This is a genomic window from Streptomyces sp. NPDC024687 (assembly GCF_055559055.1).
The window spans coordinates 79,099-96,539 of the sequence record NZ_JBVHLJ010000001.1 but is presented as its reverse complement, the minus strand read 5'-3'; the positions used below and the strand labels follow the sequence as shown (position 1 = coordinate 96,539).

14 protein-coding genes are annotated in these 17,441 nt (G+C 70.1%); 8 read left to right on the top strand and 6 right to left on the bottom strand.

The window, feature by feature from the left end; translation table 11 throughout:
• Positions 1-5: 5 nt before the first annotated feature.
• Both ACZ39I_RS00415 and iolC read right to left on the bottom strand, forming a co-directional pair.
• Positions 6-887, bottom strand: coding sequence for a Cgl0159 family (beta/alpha)8-fold protein (locus ACZ39I_RS00415; RefSeq protein ID WP_467241327.1), 882 nt, complete (start codon positions 885-887; stop codon positions 6-8).
• Positions 884-1,834 (bottom strand): 5-dehydro-2-deoxygluconokinase, encoded by a 951-nt coding sequence (gene iolC, locus ACZ39I_RS00410; RefSeq protein ID WP_467241325.1) that lies wholly within the window; start codon positions 1,832-1,834, stop codon positions 884-886. The genes ACZ39I_RS00415 and iolC overlap by 4 nt, the downstream gene beginning before the upstream one ends.
• 131 nt (positions 1,835-1,965) lie before the next feature.
• Between iolC and ACZ39I_RS00405 the strand changes: the two genes are divergently transcribed.
• The 3 genes from ACZ39I_RS00405 to ACZ39I_RS00395 all read left to right on the top strand — a co-directional run bounded on the left by ACZ39I_RS00405 (position 1,966) and on the right by ACZ39I_RS00395 (position 4,021).
• On the top strand, positions 1,966-2,883 hold the full coding sequence (locus ACZ39I_RS00405; RefSeq protein WP_467241324.1) for a sugar phosphate isomerase/epimerase family protein: 918 nt from the start codon (positions 1,966-1,968) through the stop codon (positions 2,881-2,883).
• A 308-nt stretch (positions 2,884-3,191) separates the two neighbouring features.
• The gene (locus tag ACZ39I_RS00400; RefSeq protein WP_355788220.1) at positions 3,192-3,392 is read left to right on the top strand and encodes a helix-turn-helix transcriptional regulator; all 201 of its coding nucleotides are present in this window, start codon (positions 3,192-3,194) and stop codon (positions 3,390-3,392) included.
• Positions 3,393-3,454: 62 nt separating this feature from the next.
• Complete coding sequence (locus ACZ39I_RS00395; RefSeq protein WP_467241323.1) at positions 3,455-4,021, top strand: GNAT family N-acetyltransferase; 567 nt, start codon at positions 3,455-3,457, stop codon at positions 4,019-4,021.
• Here ACZ39I_RS00395 and ACZ39I_RS00390 read toward each other — a convergent pair.
• The gene (locus ACZ39I_RS00390; RefSeq protein ID WP_467241322.1) at positions 4,002-5,045 is read right to left on the bottom strand and encodes a zinc-dependent alcohol dehydrogenase family protein; all 1,044 of its coding nucleotides are present in this window, start codon (positions 5,043-5,045) and stop codon (positions 4,002-4,004) included. The genes ACZ39I_RS00395 and ACZ39I_RS00390 overlap by 20 nt on opposite strands.
• A gap of 90 nt (positions 5,046-5,135) precedes the next feature.
• Between ACZ39I_RS00390 and ACZ39I_RS00385 the strand changes: the two genes are divergently transcribed.
• Both ACZ39I_RS00385 and ACZ39I_RS00380 read left to right on the top strand, forming a co-directional pair.
• Positions 5,136-5,375, top strand: a complete 240-nt coding sequence (locus ACZ39I_RS00385; RefSeq protein ID WP_467241321.1) for a heavy-metal-associated domain-containing protein — start codon at positions 5,136-5,138, stop codon at positions 5,373-5,375.
• A 20-nt stretch (positions 5,376-5,395) separates the two neighbouring features.
• Entirely contained in the window at positions 5,396-7,609 is a 2,214-nt protein-coding gene (locus tag ACZ39I_RS00380) for a heavy metal translocating P-type ATPase (RefSeq protein WP_467241319.1), read from the top strand.
• A 774-nt stretch (positions 7,610-8,383) separates the two neighbouring features.
• Here the strand turns inward: ACZ39I_RS00380 and ACZ39I_RS00375 are convergent.
• From ACZ39I_RS00375 to ACZ39I_RS00365, 3 genes are all read right to left on the bottom strand, one after another.
• A complete protein-coding gene (locus ACZ39I_RS00375) occupies positions 8,384-9,673 on the bottom strand; it encodes a citrate synthase (RefSeq protein WP_352384175.1) in 1,290 nt (429 codons plus the stop codon).
• A gap of 231 nt (positions 9,674-9,904) precedes the next feature.
• Complete coding sequence (gene recD2 / locus ACZ39I_RS00370) at positions 9,905-12,148, bottom strand: SF1B family DNA helicase RecD2 (RefSeq protein WP_467241317.1); 2,244 nt, start codon at positions 12,146-12,148, stop codon at positions 9,905-9,907.
• Between the two features lie 227 nt (positions 12,149-12,375).
• A complete protein-coding gene (locus ACZ39I_RS00365; protein ID WP_467241315.1) occupies positions 12,376-12,741 on the bottom strand; it encodes a cupin domain-containing protein in 366 nt (121 codons plus the stop codon).
• 194 nt (positions 12,742-12,935) lie between these two features.
• Between ACZ39I_RS00365 and ACZ39I_RS00360 the strand changes: the two genes are divergently transcribed.
• The 3 genes from ACZ39I_RS00360 to ACZ39I_RS00350 are packed head-to-tail and all read left to right on the top strand — an operon-like array spanning position 12,936 to position 17,414.
• A complete protein-coding gene (locus tag ACZ39I_RS00360; RefSeq protein ID WP_467241313.1) occupies positions 12,936-13,964 on the top strand; it encodes a LacI family DNA-binding transcriptional regulator in 1,029 nt (342 codons plus the stop codon).
• Complete coding sequence (locus tag ACZ39I_RS00355; protein WP_467241312.1) at positions 13,961-15,487, top strand: sugar ABC transporter ATP-binding protein; 1,527 nt, start codon at positions 13,961-13,963, stop codon at positions 15,485-15,487. Before ACZ39I_RS00360 ends, ACZ39I_RS00355 begins: the two co-directional genes overlap by 4 nt.
• Positions 15,477-17,414: an ABC transporter permease/substrate-binding protein gene (locus ACZ39I_RS00350; RefSeq protein WP_467241311.1), complete on the top strand. Its 1,938-nt coding sequence runs from the start codon at positions 15,477-15,479 to the stop codon at positions 17,412-17,414. The genes ACZ39I_RS00355 and ACZ39I_RS00350 overlap by 11 nt, the downstream gene beginning before the upstream one ends.
• The last annotated feature ends 27 nt before the right edge of the window (positions 17,415-17,441 follow it).

Genomic DNA, 17,441 nt, shown 5'->3' with positions numbered 1-17,441 from the left:
GGCCCTCACAGCAGTCCTACGGCGGTGTCCACGGCGGCGGCCACGTCGCCGTCCGCCGGGTACAGCAGCGAGCGGCCGACCACCAGGCCGCGCACGGTGGGGAGTTGGAGGGCGCCGCGCCACTTCTCGTACGCGCCGTCCTGGTCGTCGCCGACCTCTCCGCCGAGCAATACGGCGGGCAGCGTGGAGGCGGCCATGACCTCGCCCATGTCGTCGGGGTTGTCGCAGACCGGGACCTTGAGCCAGGTGTAGGCCGAACTACCGCCCAGGCCCGAGGCGATGGCTATCGACTTGGTGACGGCCTCGGCGGACAGGTCGTTCCTGACCTTGCCCTCGGTGGTGCGGCCGCTGATGAACGGCTCGACGAAGACGGGGAGCCTGCGTGCCGCCATGTCGTCGATGGCACGGGCCGTGGACTCCAGAGTGGTCAGGGAGCCTGGGTCGTCGTAGTCGATGCGCAGGAGGAGCTTGCCGGCGTCGAAGCCGAACCGCTCGATGTCCTCGGGGCGGTGGCCGGTGAAGCGGTCGTCGAGCTCGAAGCTCGCGCCCTGGAGGCCGCCGCGGTTCATGGAGCCCATGACGACCTTGCCATCGAGGGCTCCGAGCAGCAGCAGGTCGTCCAGGATGTCGGCGGTGGCGAGGACACCGTCGACGCCGGGGCGGGACAGCGCCAGGCACAGGCGCTCCAGCAGGTCGGCGCGGTTGGCCATCGCCAACCGGTTGCCCCCCACCCCGAGCGCGCCCCGGGCGGGGTGGTCGGCGGCGACGATCATCAGACGGCCGCTGTCGTTGAGCAGCGGCCTGCGGGTGCGCCGGGCGGTGGCTTCGGCGATCGCCTCGGGGTGTTCGGCGCGCAGGCGGACGAGTTCGGCGAGGTCGACGTTCACTTGACCGCTCCCGCCGCGACCGCGTCCTCGATCTCGGTGACCGTCGGCATCGCCGAGCTGCATTCGAGGCGGGAGGCGACGATGGCGCCGGCCGCGTTGGCGTACCGCATGATCTTCTCCAGGTCCCAGCCGCTCAGCAGGCCGTGGCACAGGGAGCCGCCGAAGGCGTCACCGGCGCCGAGACCGTTCAGGACGTTCACGGGCAGGGGCGGGACCTCGGCGGACTCGCCCTTGCTGTTGACGGCGAGGACACCCTTGGGGCCCTGCTTGACGACCGCCAGTTCCACACCGGCGTCCAGGAGGGCGCGGGCGGCGGCGTGCGGCTCGCGCACCCCGGTCGCGACCTCGACCTCGTCGAGGTTGCCGACGGCGACGGTGGTGTGGCGCAGGGCCTCTTCGTAGAAGGGGCGGGCCGTGGCCGGGTCGTTCCAGAACATCGGGCGCCAGTCCAGGTCGAAGACCGTGGTGCCGGCCTTGGCGCGGTGGGCGAGGGCCGCCAGCGTCGCCGTACGGCTGGGCTCCTCGCTCAGACCGGTGCCGGTGACCCAGAAGACGCTCGCCTCGTGGATCGCGTCGAGGTCCAGCTCGTGGGCGTCGATCTCCAGGTCCGGGGCCTTGGGCTGCCGGTAGAAGTACAGCGGGAAGTCGTCCGGCGGGAAGACCTCGCAGAAGGTGACGGGGGTCGGCAGGCCCGGGACCGGGGTGACCCAGCGGTCGTCCACGCCGAAGTCCCGCAGTGCCTCGTGGAGATAGGTGCCGAACGGGTCGTCGCCGGTGCGCGTGATCACCGCGGTCCGCCGTCCCAGGCGCGACGCGGCGACCGCGACGTTCGTCGCCGAGCCCCCGAGGAACTTGCCGAAGGACGTCACCTGCGGCAGCGGGACACCGGTCTGGAGCGGATACAGGTCCACACCGATCCGCCCCATGGTGATCAGGTCGTACGCCATCGACTTCCCTTCGTACCTGCGTCGGCTCTCCCGGCGTTTGTAGCCCCGGACGCCGCGCCCTGTCAATGTTTTGTCCAGACATTCGGACGAGACCTTGACAGCGCTTGCTTTCCGAACCGAAGCTGACCGGCATGACAGCGCCCGCACCTCAGCCCTCACTGTCCCGCATCCGGATCGGCTCGGCTCCGGACTCCTGGGGCGTGTGGTTCCCCGACGACCCCCAGCAGGTCCCCTGGCAACGCTTCCTCGACGAGGTCGCGGACTCCGGTTACGAATGGATCGAGCTGGGACCGTACGGGTACCTCCCGACCGACCCCGCAGTCCTCACCGAAGAGGTCTCCCGGCGCGGCCTGAAGGTGTCCGCGGGCACCGTCTTCACCGGCCTGCACCACGGCGAGGCCATGTGGGAGAAGACCTGGGCGCATGTCGCGGACAACGCGGTGCTCGCGCAGGCGATGGGCGCCCGGCATCTCGTCGTGATCCCGTCGTTCTGGCGGGACGACAAGACGGGTGAGGTGCTGGAACCGGACACGCTCACGCCGGAGCAGTGGCGCAACCTCAGCACGCTGACCGAGCGGCTCGGACAGCGGGTGCGCGAGGAGTACGGCCTCCAGATCGTCGTCCACCCGCACGCCGACACCCACATCGACAGCGAGGAGAACGTGGTCCGCTTCCTGGACGCCACCGACTCCGGCCTCGTGTCGCTGTGCCTGGACACCGGGCACTACGCGTACTGCGGCGGCGACAGCGTCAAGCTGATCGAGACGTACGGGTCGCGGATCGGGTATCTGCACCTCAAGCAGGTGGACCCGGAGATCCTGGCGGACGTACGGGCCAAGGGGACGCCGTTCGGGCCCGCGGTGGCGCAGGGCGTGATGTGCGAACCGCCTTCGGGGGTGCCGGCACTCGGTCCCGTGCTGGAGGCCGCGCAGAAGCTGGACGTGGACCTGTTCGCGATCGTCGAGCAGGACATGTACCCGTGCGAGCCGGACAAGCCGCTGCCCATCGCCCAGCGGACCCGGGCGTTCCTGAGGTCGTGCGGGGCTTAGTCCGGACCCGACAGGCAGGTTCACAGGAGCCCGGGACGGCCCCTTATGCCCCCTTTCACTGCCCCCTTGTCAACGCGCCGCGCCCTCGCGCCCGCGTACGCCATTGCGTCACCTCTGTCACAAACACCTCCTCCGTGTCACATATGTCGCAGGTACGCGGGCTCTCCGTCACACCTGGCGCACAGGCCCTGACCGACGGTCACCGGGTGTCGTTCACGAGGCGCAACTTGTGATCGCCAGCGCAGTGCCCGGTACCCCCGACGGCCGTTCCCGGCCGCCGCCGCGGTGCGCGCGAGGAGGTGCACCACATGACCGACCGAAGGCTCTGGTCGTACAAGGAGATCGCGGCGCACATCCGGGTGCAGCCGGACACCGTGCGGTCGTACCGCAAACACGGGCTGCTGCCGCCGCCCGACCATGTCGAGGGCGGCAAGCCCTACTGGTACGCGGACACCGTGCGCGCGTGGGTCGCGTCCCGGCCGGGCAACCGGGGGCGCAGAGAGGACTGAGGCCGACCGGCCCGGCGAAAATTGCCGGGCCGGGAGGTGCCGGTGTCTGACACAGTCGCCCCATGAGCGACTTCTCCGTCAAACCCGTGCTGACCGGCGACAAGACCGTGCTGCGGCCGTTCACGGAGGCGGACGCCGAGGTGATGGCGGAGATCATCGAGGACCCCGAGGTCGTCCGCTGCACCGGGGCGCCCGCCGCCGACCTCACCCTGGAGCGGCTGCGGTCCTGGTACGGCTCCCGGTCCGAGCAGCCCGACCGTCTCGACCTCGCCGTCACCGACCGCGCCACCGGCGAACTCGTCGGCGAGGTCGTCCTGTACGAGTGGGATCCGGCCGCCCGCAGCTGCACCTTCCGCACGCTCATCGGCCCGCGGGGACGCGGCCGCGGGCTGGGCACCGAGGCCACCCGCCTGATCGTCGGGTACGGCTTCGAGCGGCTCGGTCTGCACCGGATCGCGCTGGAGGCCTACGGCTACAACGCCCGCGCGCTGCGGGTGTACGAGAAGGTCGGCTTCACCGTGGAAGGGATCCGGCGGGAGGTCGAGTTCAGGGACGGCGAGTGGGTCGACGAGGTGCTCATGGCGATCCTCGACTGCGAGTGGGCCGCCCTCACTCCCACGGCTCGATGACCGTCACCCCCGCCGCGGGAGCCGAGCCCATCGCCGCCAGGGCGTCCGGGACTTCGTCCAGGGTGATCGTGGACGTGACCAGGAGGTCCGGCCGCAGTACGCCCGCCGCGACCAGCTCCAGCATCGGCGGGTAGGTGTGGGCGGCCATGCCGTGACTGCCGAGGAGTTCGAGCTCCAGGGCGATCACGCGGGCCATGGGGACCGGGGTCGTCCCGTCCGACGAGGGCAGCAGGCCGACCTGGACATGCCGGCCGCGTCGGCGCAGGGAGTTGACGGAGGCCGCGCAGGTGGCCGGGGAACCGAGGGCGTCCAGGGACACGTGCGCCCCGCCACCGGTCAGCTCGCGGATCGCCGCCGCGGTGTCCGGCGTGCCGGTCGCGTCCACGCACTCGGCCGCGCCGAACTTCCTCGCCAGGGCCAGGGCCCGGGACGACACGTCCACGGCCACCACACGGGCCCCTGAGGCCGCCGCGATCATCACCGCGGACAGGCCCACACCCCCGCAGCCGTGCACCGCGACCCACTCCCCCGCGGTGGCCCGCCCCTGCTGCGCGACCGCCCTGAACGCCGTGGCGAAACGGCAGCCCAGGGAGGCGGCCGTGGCGAAGGACATGTCCGGCGGTACGGCCACGAGGTTCACGTCGGCGTGGTCCAGCGCCACGTACTGGGCGAAGGAGCCCCAGTGGGTGAAGCCGGGCTGTGTCTGGCGCTCGCAGACCTGGTGGTCGCCCCGCGCACAGGACGCGCAGCTGCCGCAGGCGCAGACGAAGGGGACGGTCACCCGGTCGCCGGGCTTCCAGTTGCTCACGCGGGGACCGACCGCCTCGACCGTGCCCGCCAGTTCATGGCCCGGCACGTGCGGGAGGGTGATGTCCGGGTCGTGGCCCTGCCAGCCGTGCCAGTCGCTTCTGCACAGGCCCGTGGCCGCCACCCGGACGACCACTCCGTGGTCCGGCGGACGGGGGTCCGGCAGGTCCCGTATTTGTGCGGGTTCGCCGTACCGTTCGAAGACAACCGCTCGCATTCGCGTCTACCGGACCTCTCTTGGTTAAATACCCCCTAGGGGTATAGGCTGTGACTCGGTAACCCCACACGCCTCGACGAGGAGAACGACATGACCGCCCAGACCGATACCCCGGGTACCGTCACCGCCGTCTACAAGGTGAGCGGGATGAGCTGCGGGCACTGCGAGGGTTCCGTTTCCGGTGAGATCTCCGAGATCGCGGGGGTCAGCTCCGTGAAGGCGGTCGCGGCCACCGGCGAGGTGACGGTCGTATCGACGGAGCCGCTGGACGAGGAGGCCGTACGGGCCGCTGTGGACGAGGCCGGTTTCGAGCTCGTCGGCAAGGCCTGACCGACCAGGGAGCAGCGAACATGTCCATTACGGCTCCGACAGCGCCCGTGTCCGAGGTCGAGCTGGCCATCGGCGGTATGACCTGTGCCTCCTGTGCCGCCCGGGTCGAGAAGAAGCTCAACCGGATGGACGGCGTCACCGCCACGGTCAACTACGCGACCGAGAAGGCCCGCGTCAGCTACCCCCCGGGGGTCGAGGTCGCCGATCTCATCGCGACCGTGGTGAAGACCGGGTACACGGCCGAGCAGCCCGCGCCACCCGCGGAAGAGCCGTCCCGGGACGCGCCCGAGCTCACCGCCCTGCGGCAGCGGCTCCTCGTCTCCGTCGCGCTCGCCGTCCCCGTCGTCGCGCTCTCCATGGTCCCCGCCCTCCAGTTCGACAACTGGCAGTGGCTCGCGCTGACCCTCGCCTCGCCCGTCGTCGTCTGGGGTGCGTGGCCCTTCCACCGGGCCGCCTGGACGAACGCCAGGCACCGCGCGGCCACCATGGACACCCTCGTCTCGGTCGGGACCCTCGCCGCGTTCGGCTGGTCGCTGTGGGCCCTGTTCTTCGGTGACGCGGGGATGCCGGGCATGCGGGAGCGGTTCGAGCTCACCGTCGGCGGCATGGACGGCGCCTCGACGATCTATCTCGAAGTGGCCGCGGGAGTCACCGCCTTCATCCTGCTCGGCCGGTATCTGGAGGCCCGCGCCAAGCGTCACGCGGGGGCCGCTCTCAAAGCACTCATGGAACTCGGGGCCAAGGACGTCGGCGTGCTGCGGGACGGGCGGGAGATACGCATTCCGGCGGACCGACTGGCCGTCGGGGACCGGTTCGTCGTACGGCCCGGCGAGAAGATCGCGACCGACGGCACCGTCGTCGAGGGCGCCTCGGCCGTGGACGCCTCCATGCTGACCGGCGAGTCGGTACCGGTGGACGTCGGCGTCGGGGACACCGTCACCGGCGCGACCGTCAACGCCGGCGGACGGATCGTCGTCGCGGCGACCCGGGTCGGGGCCGACACGCGGCTCGCGCGGATGGCGAAGCTGGTGGAGGACGCGCAGAACGGCAAGGCGGAGGTGCAGCGGCTGGCCGACCGGGTCTCCGCGGTCTTCGTGCCGGTCGTCATCCTCATCGCGCTGGCCACCTTCGCCGGCTGGCTCGGCGTCACCGGGGACACCGCCGCCGCGTTCACCGCGGCCGTCGCCGTACTGATCATCGCCTGTCCGTGCACGCTGGGCCTGGCCACGCCGACCGCACTCATGGTCGGCACCGGGCGCGGCGCCCAGCTCGGCATCCTCATCAAGGGGCCCGAGGTCCTGGAGTCCACGCGGCGCGTCGACACCGTCGTCCTGGACAAGACCGGCACGGTGACCACCGGCCGGATGACCCTCCAGGCGGTCCACGTCGTCCAGGACGCCGACGAGAAGCGGGTGCTGCGGCTCGCGGGCGCCCTGGAGCACGCCTCCGAGCATCCCGTCGCCCGGGCGGTCGCCGCGGGCGCGGAGGAGCGGGTCGGCCCGCTGCCGGCGGCCGAGCGGTTCGAGAACGTCCCCGGCAAGGGCGTACGCGGGCGCGTGGAGGGCCGCGAGGTGGCCGTCGGGCGGCTGTTCGACGTGCTGCCCGCCGAGCTGGCCCGGGCGAAGGAAGAGGCCGAGCGGGACGGCCGTACGGCTGTCGTCGTCGGGTGGGACGGTCGGGCGCGCGGCGTTCTGGCGGTCGCCGACGCGGTCAAGGAGACCAGTGCGGAGGCGGTGCGGTCACTGCGGGCGCTGGGGCTCAGGCCGGTGCTGCTGACCGGGGACAACCGGACGGTGGCCGAGGCGGTGGCGCGGGCGGTCGGGATCGACGAGGTGATCGCCGAGGTGCTGCCCGAGGACAAGGTCGATGCCGTACGGCGGTTGCAGGGCGAGGGGCGGGTCGTCGCGATGGTCGGCGACGGGGTCAACGACGCGGCCGCGCTCGCCGTCGCCGACCTGGGCCTCGCCATGGGGACCGGGACCGACGCGGCGATCGAGGCCGGGGACCTGACGCTGGTGCGCGGGGATCTGCGGGTGGCCGCGGACGCGATCCGGCTCTCACGGCGCACCCTGTCCACGATCAAGGGCAATCTCGTGTGGGCCTTCGGTTACAACGTGGCCGCGCTGCCGCTGGCGGCGGCCGGGTTGCTGAACCCGATGATCGCCGGTGCGGCGATGGCGTTCTCCTCGGTGTTCGTGGTGACCAACAGCCTGCGGCTGCGTGCCTTCCGTTGAGGATCCTTTGACGGACCCCCCTCTGGAGTCCGGAGCCCCACTCACATAAGCTCTTCACAAGACTCGCGCATCGTCCTTACGCTGGGGTCTCGTTCACCGTATCCGGGCTCTTGCGTATCTAACGGACATTTGCAAGAGACGCAGATCACAGTGATGCGAACGTAACCATCGAAGGGGTTCGAAGGTCTAAGTTGGCGATGTCAGGCAGCGTCTTGGGGGGCGTTGACTGACGTCTGAGGATGTCTTGGGGGACTTCCTCGGAGCTGCGTTGCCGGGGCACGCACTTAGGGAAGCTTTGAGCGGCCCTCCCGACCGTGCGCTGTCCCGGCAGACCGCACACAAGGAGTAGTACGAGGAGTTTTGCTCGTTCTGCTCAACAGCAAGACCGGAAAGACAGCGATTCAGGCGCTGGTCTCTCAGACGCCCGGCCGGATCCCGTGGGGGGAATCCGCACCGGGACATGGGAAGGCGCCCTGGACGCCGGCCCGTGGGGGGACCGTCGCCAGGGCGCCTTCCGCTTTTCTACGGCCGCTCGTGCGCCGGGAACGCCGAAGGGGCGCCACCGAAGCGACGCCCCTCAGCCGACCGGCAGGCGTCCGCGCCCACCTCAGGGGCGCGGGGAACTGCGCCACCAGCCACGGCCGGACCGCAGTCGCCCACACTCCTTCAGCGGCGAGCTCCTAGGCGCACTGCGCTTCCACCGGCGGCCGCTCACGCGCCGGAAACGCCGAAGGGGCGCCACCGAAGCGACGCCCCTCAGCCGACCGGCAGGTGTCAGCGCTGCTCGACCGGGACGAAGTCGCGCTCGACCACGCCCGTGTAGATCTGGCGCGGGCGGCCGATGCGGGAACCCGGCTCCTTGATCATTTCGTGCCACTGGGCGATCCAGCCCGGCAGGCGGCCGAGCGCGAACAGGACCGTGAACATCTCGGTCGGGAAGCCCATGGCGCGGTAGATCAGGCCCGTGTAGAAGTCGACGTTCGGGTAGAGGCTGCGCGAGACGAAGTAGTCGTCGGAAAGCGCGTGCTCCTCCAGCTTGAGCGCGATGTCCAGCAGCTCGTCGGACTTGCCGAGGGCCGAGAGGACGTCGTGCGCGGCAGCCTTGATGATCTTCGCGCGCGGGTCGAAGTTCTTGTAGACCCGGTGGCCGAAGCCCATCAGCCGGACGCCGTCCTCCTTGTTCTTCACCTTGCGGATGAAGGAGTCGACGTCACCGCCGGAGGTCTGGATACCCTCCAGCATCTCCAGGACGGACTGGTTGGCACCGCCGTGCAGCGGGCCCCACAGGGCGTTGATGCCGGCGGAGATCGACGCGAACATGTTCGCCTGGGACGAGCCGACGAGGCGGACCGTCGAGGTCGAACAGTTCTGCTCGTGGTCCGCGTGCAGGATGAGCAGCTTGTCGAGGGCGGAGACCACGACCGGGTCGGGCTCGTACTCCTGCGCCGGGACCGAGAAGGTCATGCGCAGGAAGTTCTCGACGTACCCGAGATCGTTGCGCGGGTAGACGAACGGGTGACCGATCGACTTCTTGTACGCGTACGCCGCGATCGTCGGAAGCTTGGCGAGCAGCCGGATCGTCGAGAGGTTGCGCTGCTTCTCGTCGAAGGGGTTGTGGCTGTCCTGGTAGAACGTGGACAGCGCGGAGACGACCGAGGACAGCATGGCCATCGGGTGGGCGTCGCGCGGGAAGCCCCGGTAGAAGTTCTTGACGTCCTCGTGCAGCAGGGTGTGCTGCGTGATGTCGTTCTTGAACGCCGAGAGCTCGTCGACGGTCGGAAGCTCACCGTTGATCAGGAGGTAAGCGACCTCCAGGAACGTGGAGCGCTCGGCCAGCTGCTCGATCGGGTAGCCGCGGTACCGGAGGATGCCGGCCTCGCCGTCGAGGTAGGTGATGGCGGATTTATAGGCGGCGGTGTTGCCGTAGCCGCTGTCCAGGGTGACCAGACCGGTCTGGGCGCGGAGCTTCCCGATGTCGAAGCCCTTGTCGCCGACGGTGCTGTCGATCACCGGGTAGGTGTACTCGCCATCGCCGTACCGCACTACTACAGAGTTGTCGCTCACGTCATCCCTCACCGACGTTGTGCCTCTTCTTCGAGGTTGCCCTGACTGTCTCTACCATCCCCCATTTGGCGCAGGAGAGTGCACTCGGGGTCGGCCGTTGGGCGTATCAGCGGCACTGAGTGCCGCCAACTTGCTCATCCTGCCCCTCCGCAACCGCTTCCGGAAGAGCTCTGTGACCCACGTGACTCATTTGATCGATCATTTTTTGTGTTGTCTCACGATTGACGCTCCTCACCGGCCCGAGAGCCGGAAGTCCAGCGCCGTACAACGCCGTCCCGCCGAGACCGTGCGCACCGCCTGACCGATCGCCTTGCGCGAACCGACGAGGACGACCAGCTTCTTCGCCCGGGTGACCGCCGTGTACAGCAAATTCCGCTGGAGCATCATCCAGGCGCTGGTGGTGACCGGGATCACCACGGCCGGATACTCGCTGCCCTGGGAACGGTGGATGGTCACCGCGTACGCGTGGGCCAGTTCGTCCAGTTCGTCGAACTCGTACGGCACCTCCTCGTCCTCGTCCGTCAGCACGGTGAGGCGCTGGTCGACAGGGTCGAGCGAGGTGACCACGCCCACGGTGCCGTTGAAGACGCCGTTGGTGCCCTTCTCGTAATTGTTGCGAATCTGGGTGACCTTGTCGCCGACCCGGAAGACCCGGCCGCCGAACCGCTTCTCGGCGAGATCGGGGCGGCCCGGGGTGATGGCCTGCTGGAGCAGACCGTTGAGGGTGCCGGCGCCTGCGGGCCCTCGGTGCATGGGGGCGAGCACCTGGACGTCCCGGCGCGGGTCGAGGCCGAACTTGGCCGGAATCCGACGGGCCGCCACGTCCACGGTGAGCCGGCCGACCTCCTCGGTGTCGTCCTCGACGAAGAGGAAGAAGTCCTTCATGCCGTCGGTGACGGGGTGCTGCCCGCCGTTGATCCGGTGCGCGTTCGTCACCACACCGGACTGCTGGGCCTGCCGGAACACGCGCGTGAGGCGCACGGCCGGTACCGGGCCGCCGTCGGCGAGGAGGTCCCGCAGGACCTCGCCGGCACCGACGCTGGGCAACTGGTCCACGTCCCCGACGAACAGCAGGTGCGCGCCCGGCGGGACGGCCTTGACCAGCTTGTTGGCGAGGAGCAGGTCCAGCATGGAGGTCTCGTCGACCACCACCAGGTCGGCGTCGAGCGGGCGGTCCTTGTCGTAGGCCGCGTCGCCGCCGGGCTTCAGCTCCAGCAGGCGGTGGACGGTGGAGGCGTCGGCGCCGGTGAGCTCGGCGAGGCGCTTGGCGGCCCGGCCGGTCGGGGCCGCGAGGACGACCTTGGCCTTCTTGGCGCGGGCCAGCTCCACGATCGAGCGCACGGTGAAGGACTTGCCGCAGCCGGGGCCTCCGGTGAGCACGGCGACCTTCTTGGTGAGCGCGAGCTTCACGGCGGCCTCCTGCTCGGGGGCGAGCTCGGTGCCGGTACGGCCCTTCAGCCAGCCCAGCGCCTTGTCCCAGGCCACGTCCCGGAAACCGGGCATCCGGTCCTGGTCGGTGCGCAGGAGCCGCATCAGCTGGGCGGACAGGGAGAGTTCGGCGCGGTGGAAGGGGACGAGGTAGACGGCGGTGACCTCGTGGCCGTCGGGGCCGGGGAGCTTCTCGCGTACGACGCCGGGGTCGCCCGACTCCTCGTCCGGCTCGGCGAGTTCGGCGAGGCACTCGATGACCAGACCGGTGTCGACCTGGAGGAGCTTGACCGCGTCGGCGATCAGCTGTTCCTCGGGGAGGTAGCAGTGCCCCTGGTCGCTGGACTGCGAAAGGGCGTACTGCAGGCCCGCCTTGACGCGCTCCGGGCTGTCGTGCGGGATGCCGACGGACTGGGCGATCTTGTCGGCGGTGAGGAAGCCGATGCCCCAGACGTCGGAAGCGAGCCGGTAGGGCTGGTTCTTGACGACGGAGATCGAGGCGTCGCCGTACTTCTTGTAGATGCGCACGGCGATGGAGGTGGACACCTCGACGGTCTGGAGGAAGAGCATGACCTCCTTGATCGCCTTCTGCTCCTCCCAGGCGTCGGCGATCTTCCTGGTGCGCTTGGGGCCGAGACCGGGGACCTCGACGAGCCGCTTCGGCTCCTCCTCGATGATCTTCAGGGTGTCGATGCCGAAGTGCTGGGTGATGCGGTCGGCGAAGACGGGCCCGATACCCTTGACGAGCCCCGAGCCGAGATAGCGGCGGATGCCCTGGACGGTGGCGGGCAGGACGGTCGTGTAGTTCTCGACGGTGAACTGCTTGCCGTACTGCGGGTGGGAGCCCCACCGCCCCTCCATCCGCAGGGACTCCCCCACCTGGGCGCCGAGCAGCGCGCCGACGACGGTGAGGAGGTCGCCGCCGCCTCTGCCGGTGTCGACGCGGGCGACCGTGTAGCCGTTGTCCTCGTTGGCGTACGTGATGCGCTCCAGCACGCCTTCCAACGTTGCCAATCGGCGGTCCGCCGCTGCCTCTTGCCTGGACATGATCCGACGGTACCGGCCAGGTCTGACAGCGGGAGCAGCTCCAGCCGATCACCTGCTTGTCAAAACCATGCGATCCGCTCCAGCACGCCTTCGAGCACGGCCAGTCGTCGTTCACCCGTGGAGGCCCCCGCCTGATCGGTCATGATCCGACGGTACCGCCCGGCACCGACAGCGCCCGGCGGTCTCCGGGATCGGAGCGTGCAGAGCCCCACGCGCACCCGACCCGGCTACCCCGCCTGTGACGTCACGTGGTCGATCACCGTCCGGAGGTCCTCCGTCGGGGAGAAATCCACGTACTCGCAGTCCTCCAGGGCGACGGGGACATGGCCGGGTCCCCAGTAGTACGCCTGTCCCGCTTCGTACTCCTCCTCGCCCGTGGGCGTGAGCATCTTCAGCCGGCCCTTGAGCAGGTAGCCCCAGTGCGGGCACTGGCACGCGTCGCCGTCGAGGCCCTTGAGGGCGGGGCCCATGTCCGTGCCCTCCGGCAGCCGGAAGTAGCCGACGGACATGCCGCCGCCGATGGGCTTGGTGCGCACCTCCAACCCGCCGCCCTCGATGACCACGGGTACCTCGTCGTGAGTGGCCGCCGTCATGACGCCTCCGCTCCGGCCCGCCACGGCCTCGAGGAAAACACTCCTGGTCCTTTCAGCCTGATCCGTTCTCGCCCCGCCCGCGACATCACGATCCGGTCTCGGGGTCTTGCCAACCGTCGTGGAATCGATTCCAATCCTTCCTGCAAGGGATCTTGTAATCGATTCCACGAGTTCCACGAGGAGGTGGAGCGGCGATGGCGAGCATCAAGGATGTCGCTGCCGAGGCGGGGGTCTCCGTCGCCACGGTGTCGCGGGTACTGAACGACCATCCGTCGGTCAGCGCGGACGCACGCACGCGTGTGCTGGCCGCCGTCGCGGCCCTGGGCTACCGCCCGAACGCCGTCGCCCGCTCCCTGCGCACCGACCAGACCCACACCCTCGGCCTGGTCATCAGCGACGTGCTGAACCCCTACTTCGGCGAGCTGGCCCGCTCCGTCGAGGAGGAGGCCCGCGCGCTGGGGTACAGCGTGATCATCGGGAACGCCGACGAACGGCCCGACCTCCAGGACCACCATGTACGGAACCTGCTGGACCGCCGTATCGACGGGCTCCTGGTCTCCCCCACCGACGGCGGCTCCCCCCTGATGCTGGACGCCGTGCGCGCGGGGACGCCGATGGTGTTCGTGGACCGCTGGATCCCGGGTGTGGCCGTGCCGGTCGTGCGGGCCGACGGACGGGCCGCCGTACGCGATCTCGTCGCCCATCTGCACGCGCTGGGGCACCGCAGGCTCGCCATCATCGCCGGGCCCGCCGCCACCACGACCGGTCAGGAGCGCGTGGCGGCCTTCCGGGAGGCTCTCGAGGCGTACGGCCTCGAACTGCCCGACGCCTACATCGGGCAGGGCGACTTCCAGGCGGAGAGCGGGCGGCGGGTCACCGAGGGCTTCCTCGACCTGCCGGAGCCGCCCGAGGTCGTCTTCGCGGCCGACAACCTGATGGCGCTCGGCGCGCTGGACGCCGTACGCGCGCGTGGGCTGCGGGTACCGGAGGACCTCGCCCTGGCGGCGTTCGACGACATCCCGTGGTTCGTGCACACCGATCCGCCGATCACCGCGATCGCCCAGCCCACGGGCGAGCTGGGGCGGGCCGCCGTGCGCGCGCTCGTCGACCGCATCGAGGGGCGGCCGCCCGCGTCGGTCACCCTCCCCGCCCGTCTCGTCGTCCGCCGTTCCTGCGGCGAGGACGCGCACGAGAACCCCGTAACGAACAGGAGCGAGCCGTGAGCAACGAGGACGAGTTGCTGCGCATCGAGGGCATACGGAAGTCCTTCCCCGGCGTGGTCGCGCTCGACGGCGTCGACTTCGATCTGCGTCGGGGCGAGGTGCACGTACTGCTCGGCGAGAACGGCGCCGGCAAGAGCACGCTGATCAAGATGCTGTCGGGCGCCTACCACCCCGACGAGGGCCGTGTGCTGGTGGACGGCGAGGAGGTGCACATCCGCGGGGCGCAGGACGCCGAGCGGCTGGGCATCGCCACCATCTACCAGGAGTTCAACCTCGTCCCCGATCTGACGGTCGCCGAGAACATCTTCCTGGGCCGGCAGCCGCGCCGCTTCGGGATGATCGACCGGAAGCGGATGGAGGCCGACGCCGAGGTGCTGCTCAAGCGCGTCGGGGTCAATGTGTCGCCCCGCGCGCGTGTGCGTGAACTCGGCATCGCGCGGCTCCAGATGGTCGAGATCGCCAAGGCGCTGAGTCTGAACGCGCGCGTGCTGATCATGGACGAGCCGACCGCCGTGCTCACCTCCGGGGAGGTCGACAAGCTCTTCGCGATCGTGCGCAGGCTGCGCGAGGACGGGGTCGGGATCGTCTTCATCACCCACCATCTGGAGGAGATCGCCGCCCTGGGCGACCGGGTCACGGTCATCCGGGACGGGAAGTCCGTCGGGCAGGTGCCCGCCACCACGCCCGAGGACGAGCTCGTACGCCTGATGGTGGGGCGGTCGATCGAGCAGCAGTACCCGCGGGAGCGCGGCGAGACGGGAGCCGCCCTTCTGAAGGTCGAGGGCCTCACGCGCGACGGCGTCTTCCACGACATCGGCTTTGAGGTGCACGCCGGCGAGGTGGTCGGCATCGCCGGGCTGGTCGGAGCGGGCCGTACCGAGGTCGTGCGGGCCGTGTTCGGCGCGGACCCGTACGACAAGGGGGCCGTGCACGTCGCCGGGACGGCCCTGAAGGGGCATGACGTGGGCGCCGCCATGGCGGCCGGGATCGGTCTGATCCCCGAGGACCGCAAGGGCCAGGGCCTGGTGCTCGACCAGTCGGTCGAGGAGAACCTGGGTCTGGTGACCATGCGGGCCGCCACGCGCGCGGGGCTCGTCGACCTCAAGGGCCAGCGGGAGGCCGCCGGGCGGATCGCCGAGCAGCTCGGCGTGCGGATGGCGGGCCTGCACCAGCACGTGCGGACGCTCTCCGGCGGCAACCAGCAGAAGGTCGTCATCGGCAAGTGGCTGCTCGCCGACACCAAGGTGCTGATCCTCGACGAGCCCACGCGCGGGATCGACGTCGGCGCCAAGGTCGAGATCTACCAGCTCGTCAACGAACTCACCGCGGCCGGTGCCGCCGTCCTCATGATCTCCAGCGATCTGCCCGAGGTGCTCGGCATGAGCGACCGGGTGCTGGTGATGGCCCAGGGCCGGATCGCCGGCGAACTCGCCGCCGACGAGGCCACGCAGGACTCCGTGATGGCACTCGCCGTCAGCACGAACACCGTAAAGAACGACAAGGAGGCCCCCGGTGGCCACTGACACGCTCAAGAGCGGGGCGAGCGCGGGTGGCCTGCGCCGTCTCCTGCTCGACAACGGCGCGCTGACCGCGCTGATCGTCCTGGTCATCGCCATGTCGGCGCTGTCCGGCGACTTCCTGACCACCGACAACCTGCTCAACGTCGGCGTCCAGGCGGCCGTGACGGCCATCCTCGCCTTCGGTGTGACCTTCGTGATCGTCTCGGCGGGCATCGACCTGTCGGTCGGCTCGGTGGCGGCCCTGTCGGCCACCGTCCTCGCCTGGAGCGCGACCTCGCACGGGGTGCCGGTCTTCCTGGCCGTCGTCCTCGCCGTCGTGACCGGCATCGCGGCCGGTCTCGTCAACGGTTTCCTGATCGCGTACGGCAAACTCCCGCCGTTCATCGCCACGCTGGCGATGCTCTCGGTGGCGCGCGGTCTGTCGCTGGTGATCTCCGAGGGCTCCCCGATCGCCTTCCCCGACTCGGTCTCGCACCTCGGTGACACGCTCGGCGGCTGGCTGCCGGTGCCCGTCCTCGTCATGGTCGTCATGGGGCTCCTCGCGGCCTTCGTGCTGGGACGGACCTACATCGGCCGCTCGATGTACGCGATCGGCGGCAACGAGGAGGCGGCCCGCCTGTCCGGGCTGCGGGTGAAGAAGCAGAAGCTCGCCATCTACGCGCTGTCCGGTGTGTTCGCGGCCGTCGCCGGTGTCGTGCTCGCCGCCCGGCTGTCCTCGGCACAGCCGCAGGCCGCCGACGGCTACGAGCTGGACGCGATCGCCGCGGTCGTCATCGGCGGTGCCTCGCTCGCGGGCGGCACCGGCAAGGCGTCCGGGACGCTGATCGGCGCGCTGATCCTCGCGGTCCTGCGCAACGGCCTCAACCTCCTGAACGTGTCCGCGTTCTGGCAGCAGGTCGTCATCGGTGTCGTCATCGCGCTGGCGGTGCTCCTGGACACCCTGCGCCGCAAGGCGGGGGCGACCCCGGTGACGGGTGCCTCGCAGGGCGGCAAGGGGCGCCAGGCCGCCACGTACGGTCTCGCGGCCGTGGTCACCGTGGCGATCGTCGGCGCGACCTCCTTCCTGCACAACGGCTCGTCCTCGACGGCGAACCCGAAGGTCGGTCTGTCGCTGTCCACCCTGAACAACCCCTTCTTCGTGCAGATCCGCTCGGGCGCCCAGGCCGAGGCGAAGAAGCTGGGCGTGGACCTGACCGTCACCGATGCCCAGAACGACGCCTCCCAGCAGGCCAACCAGCTGCAGAACTTCACCAGTTCGAGCCTCGGCGCGATCATCGTCAACCCGGTGGACTCGGACGCGGCGAGCAACTCGGTGAAGGCCGCCGACAAGGCGAAGATCCCGGTCATCGCGGTCGACCGCGGCGTCAACAACGCGAAGACGGACGCCCTCGTGGCCAGCGACAACGTCGCCGGCGGTGAGCTCGCCGCCAAGAGCATCGGCGAGAAGCTCGGCGGCAAGGGCAAGATCGTGATCCTTCAGGGCCAGGCCGGTACGTCCGCCGCCCGTGAGCGCGCGCAGGGTTTCGCGCAGGGTCTCAAGGCATATCCGGGCATCCAGGTCGTCGCGCAGCAGCCCGCCGACTTCGACCGCACCAAGGGCCTCGACGTGATGTCGAACCTGCTCCAGGCCCACCCGGACGTCCAGGGCGTCATCGCCGCCAACGACGAGATGGCGCTCGGCGCGATCAAGGCGCTGGGCTCCAAGGCGGGCACGTCGGTCTCGGTGGTCGGCTTCGACGGCACGCCGGACGGCCTGAAGGCGGTGAAAGACGGCACGCTGTACGCGTCCGTCGCACAGCAGCCCTCCCAACTCGGCAGAATCGCGGTGGACAACGCGCTGAAGGCCATCGAGGGCAAGAAGGTCGAGGAGACGGTCAAGGTGCCGGTGAAGGTGGTCACCAAGCAGAACGTGGCCGGTTTCACGGGCTGAGCGCCCCACTCACCCCACAGGGAGTCA

Coding starts and splice junctions, on each gene's coding strand:
- recD2 (WP_467241317.1), bottom strand. CDS start 12,148: ATGTCCAGGCAAGAGGCAGCGGCGGACCGCCGATTGGCAACGTTGGAA.
- ACZ39I_RS00395 (WP_467241323.1), top strand. CDS start 3,455: ATGAGCGACTTCTCCGTCAAACCCGTGCTGACCGGCGACAAGACCGTG.
- ACZ39I_RS00380 (WP_467241319.1), top strand. CDS start 5,396: ATGTCCATTACGGCTCCGACAGCGCCCGTGTCCGAGGTCGAGCTGGCC.
- ACZ39I_RS00390 (WP_467241322.1), bottom strand. CDS start 5,045: ATGCGAGCGGTTGTCTTCGAACGGTACGGCGAACCCGCACAAATACGG.
- ACZ39I_RS00400 (WP_355788220.1), top strand. CDS start 3,192: ATGACCGACCGAAGGCTCTGGTCGTACAAGGAGATCGCGGCGCACATC.
- ACZ39I_RS00385 (WP_467241321.1), top strand. CDS start 5,136: ATGACCGCCCAGACCGATACCCCGGGTACCGTCACCGCCGTCTACAAG.
- ACZ39I_RS00405 (WP_467241324.1), top strand. CDS start 1,966: ATGACAGCGCCCGCACCTCAGCCCTCACTGTCCCGCATCCGGATCGGC.
- iolC (WP_467241325.1), bottom strand. CDS start 1,834: ATGGCGTACGACCTGATCACCATGGGGCGGATCGGTGTGGACCTGTAT.
- ACZ39I_RS00360 (WP_467241313.1), top strand. CDS start 12,936: ATGGCGAGCATCAAGGATGTCGCTGCCGAGGCGGGGGTCTCCGTCGCC.
- ACZ39I_RS00365 (WP_467241315.1), bottom strand. CDS start 12,741: ATGACGGCGGCCACTCACGACGAGGTACCCGTGGTCATCGAGGGCGGC.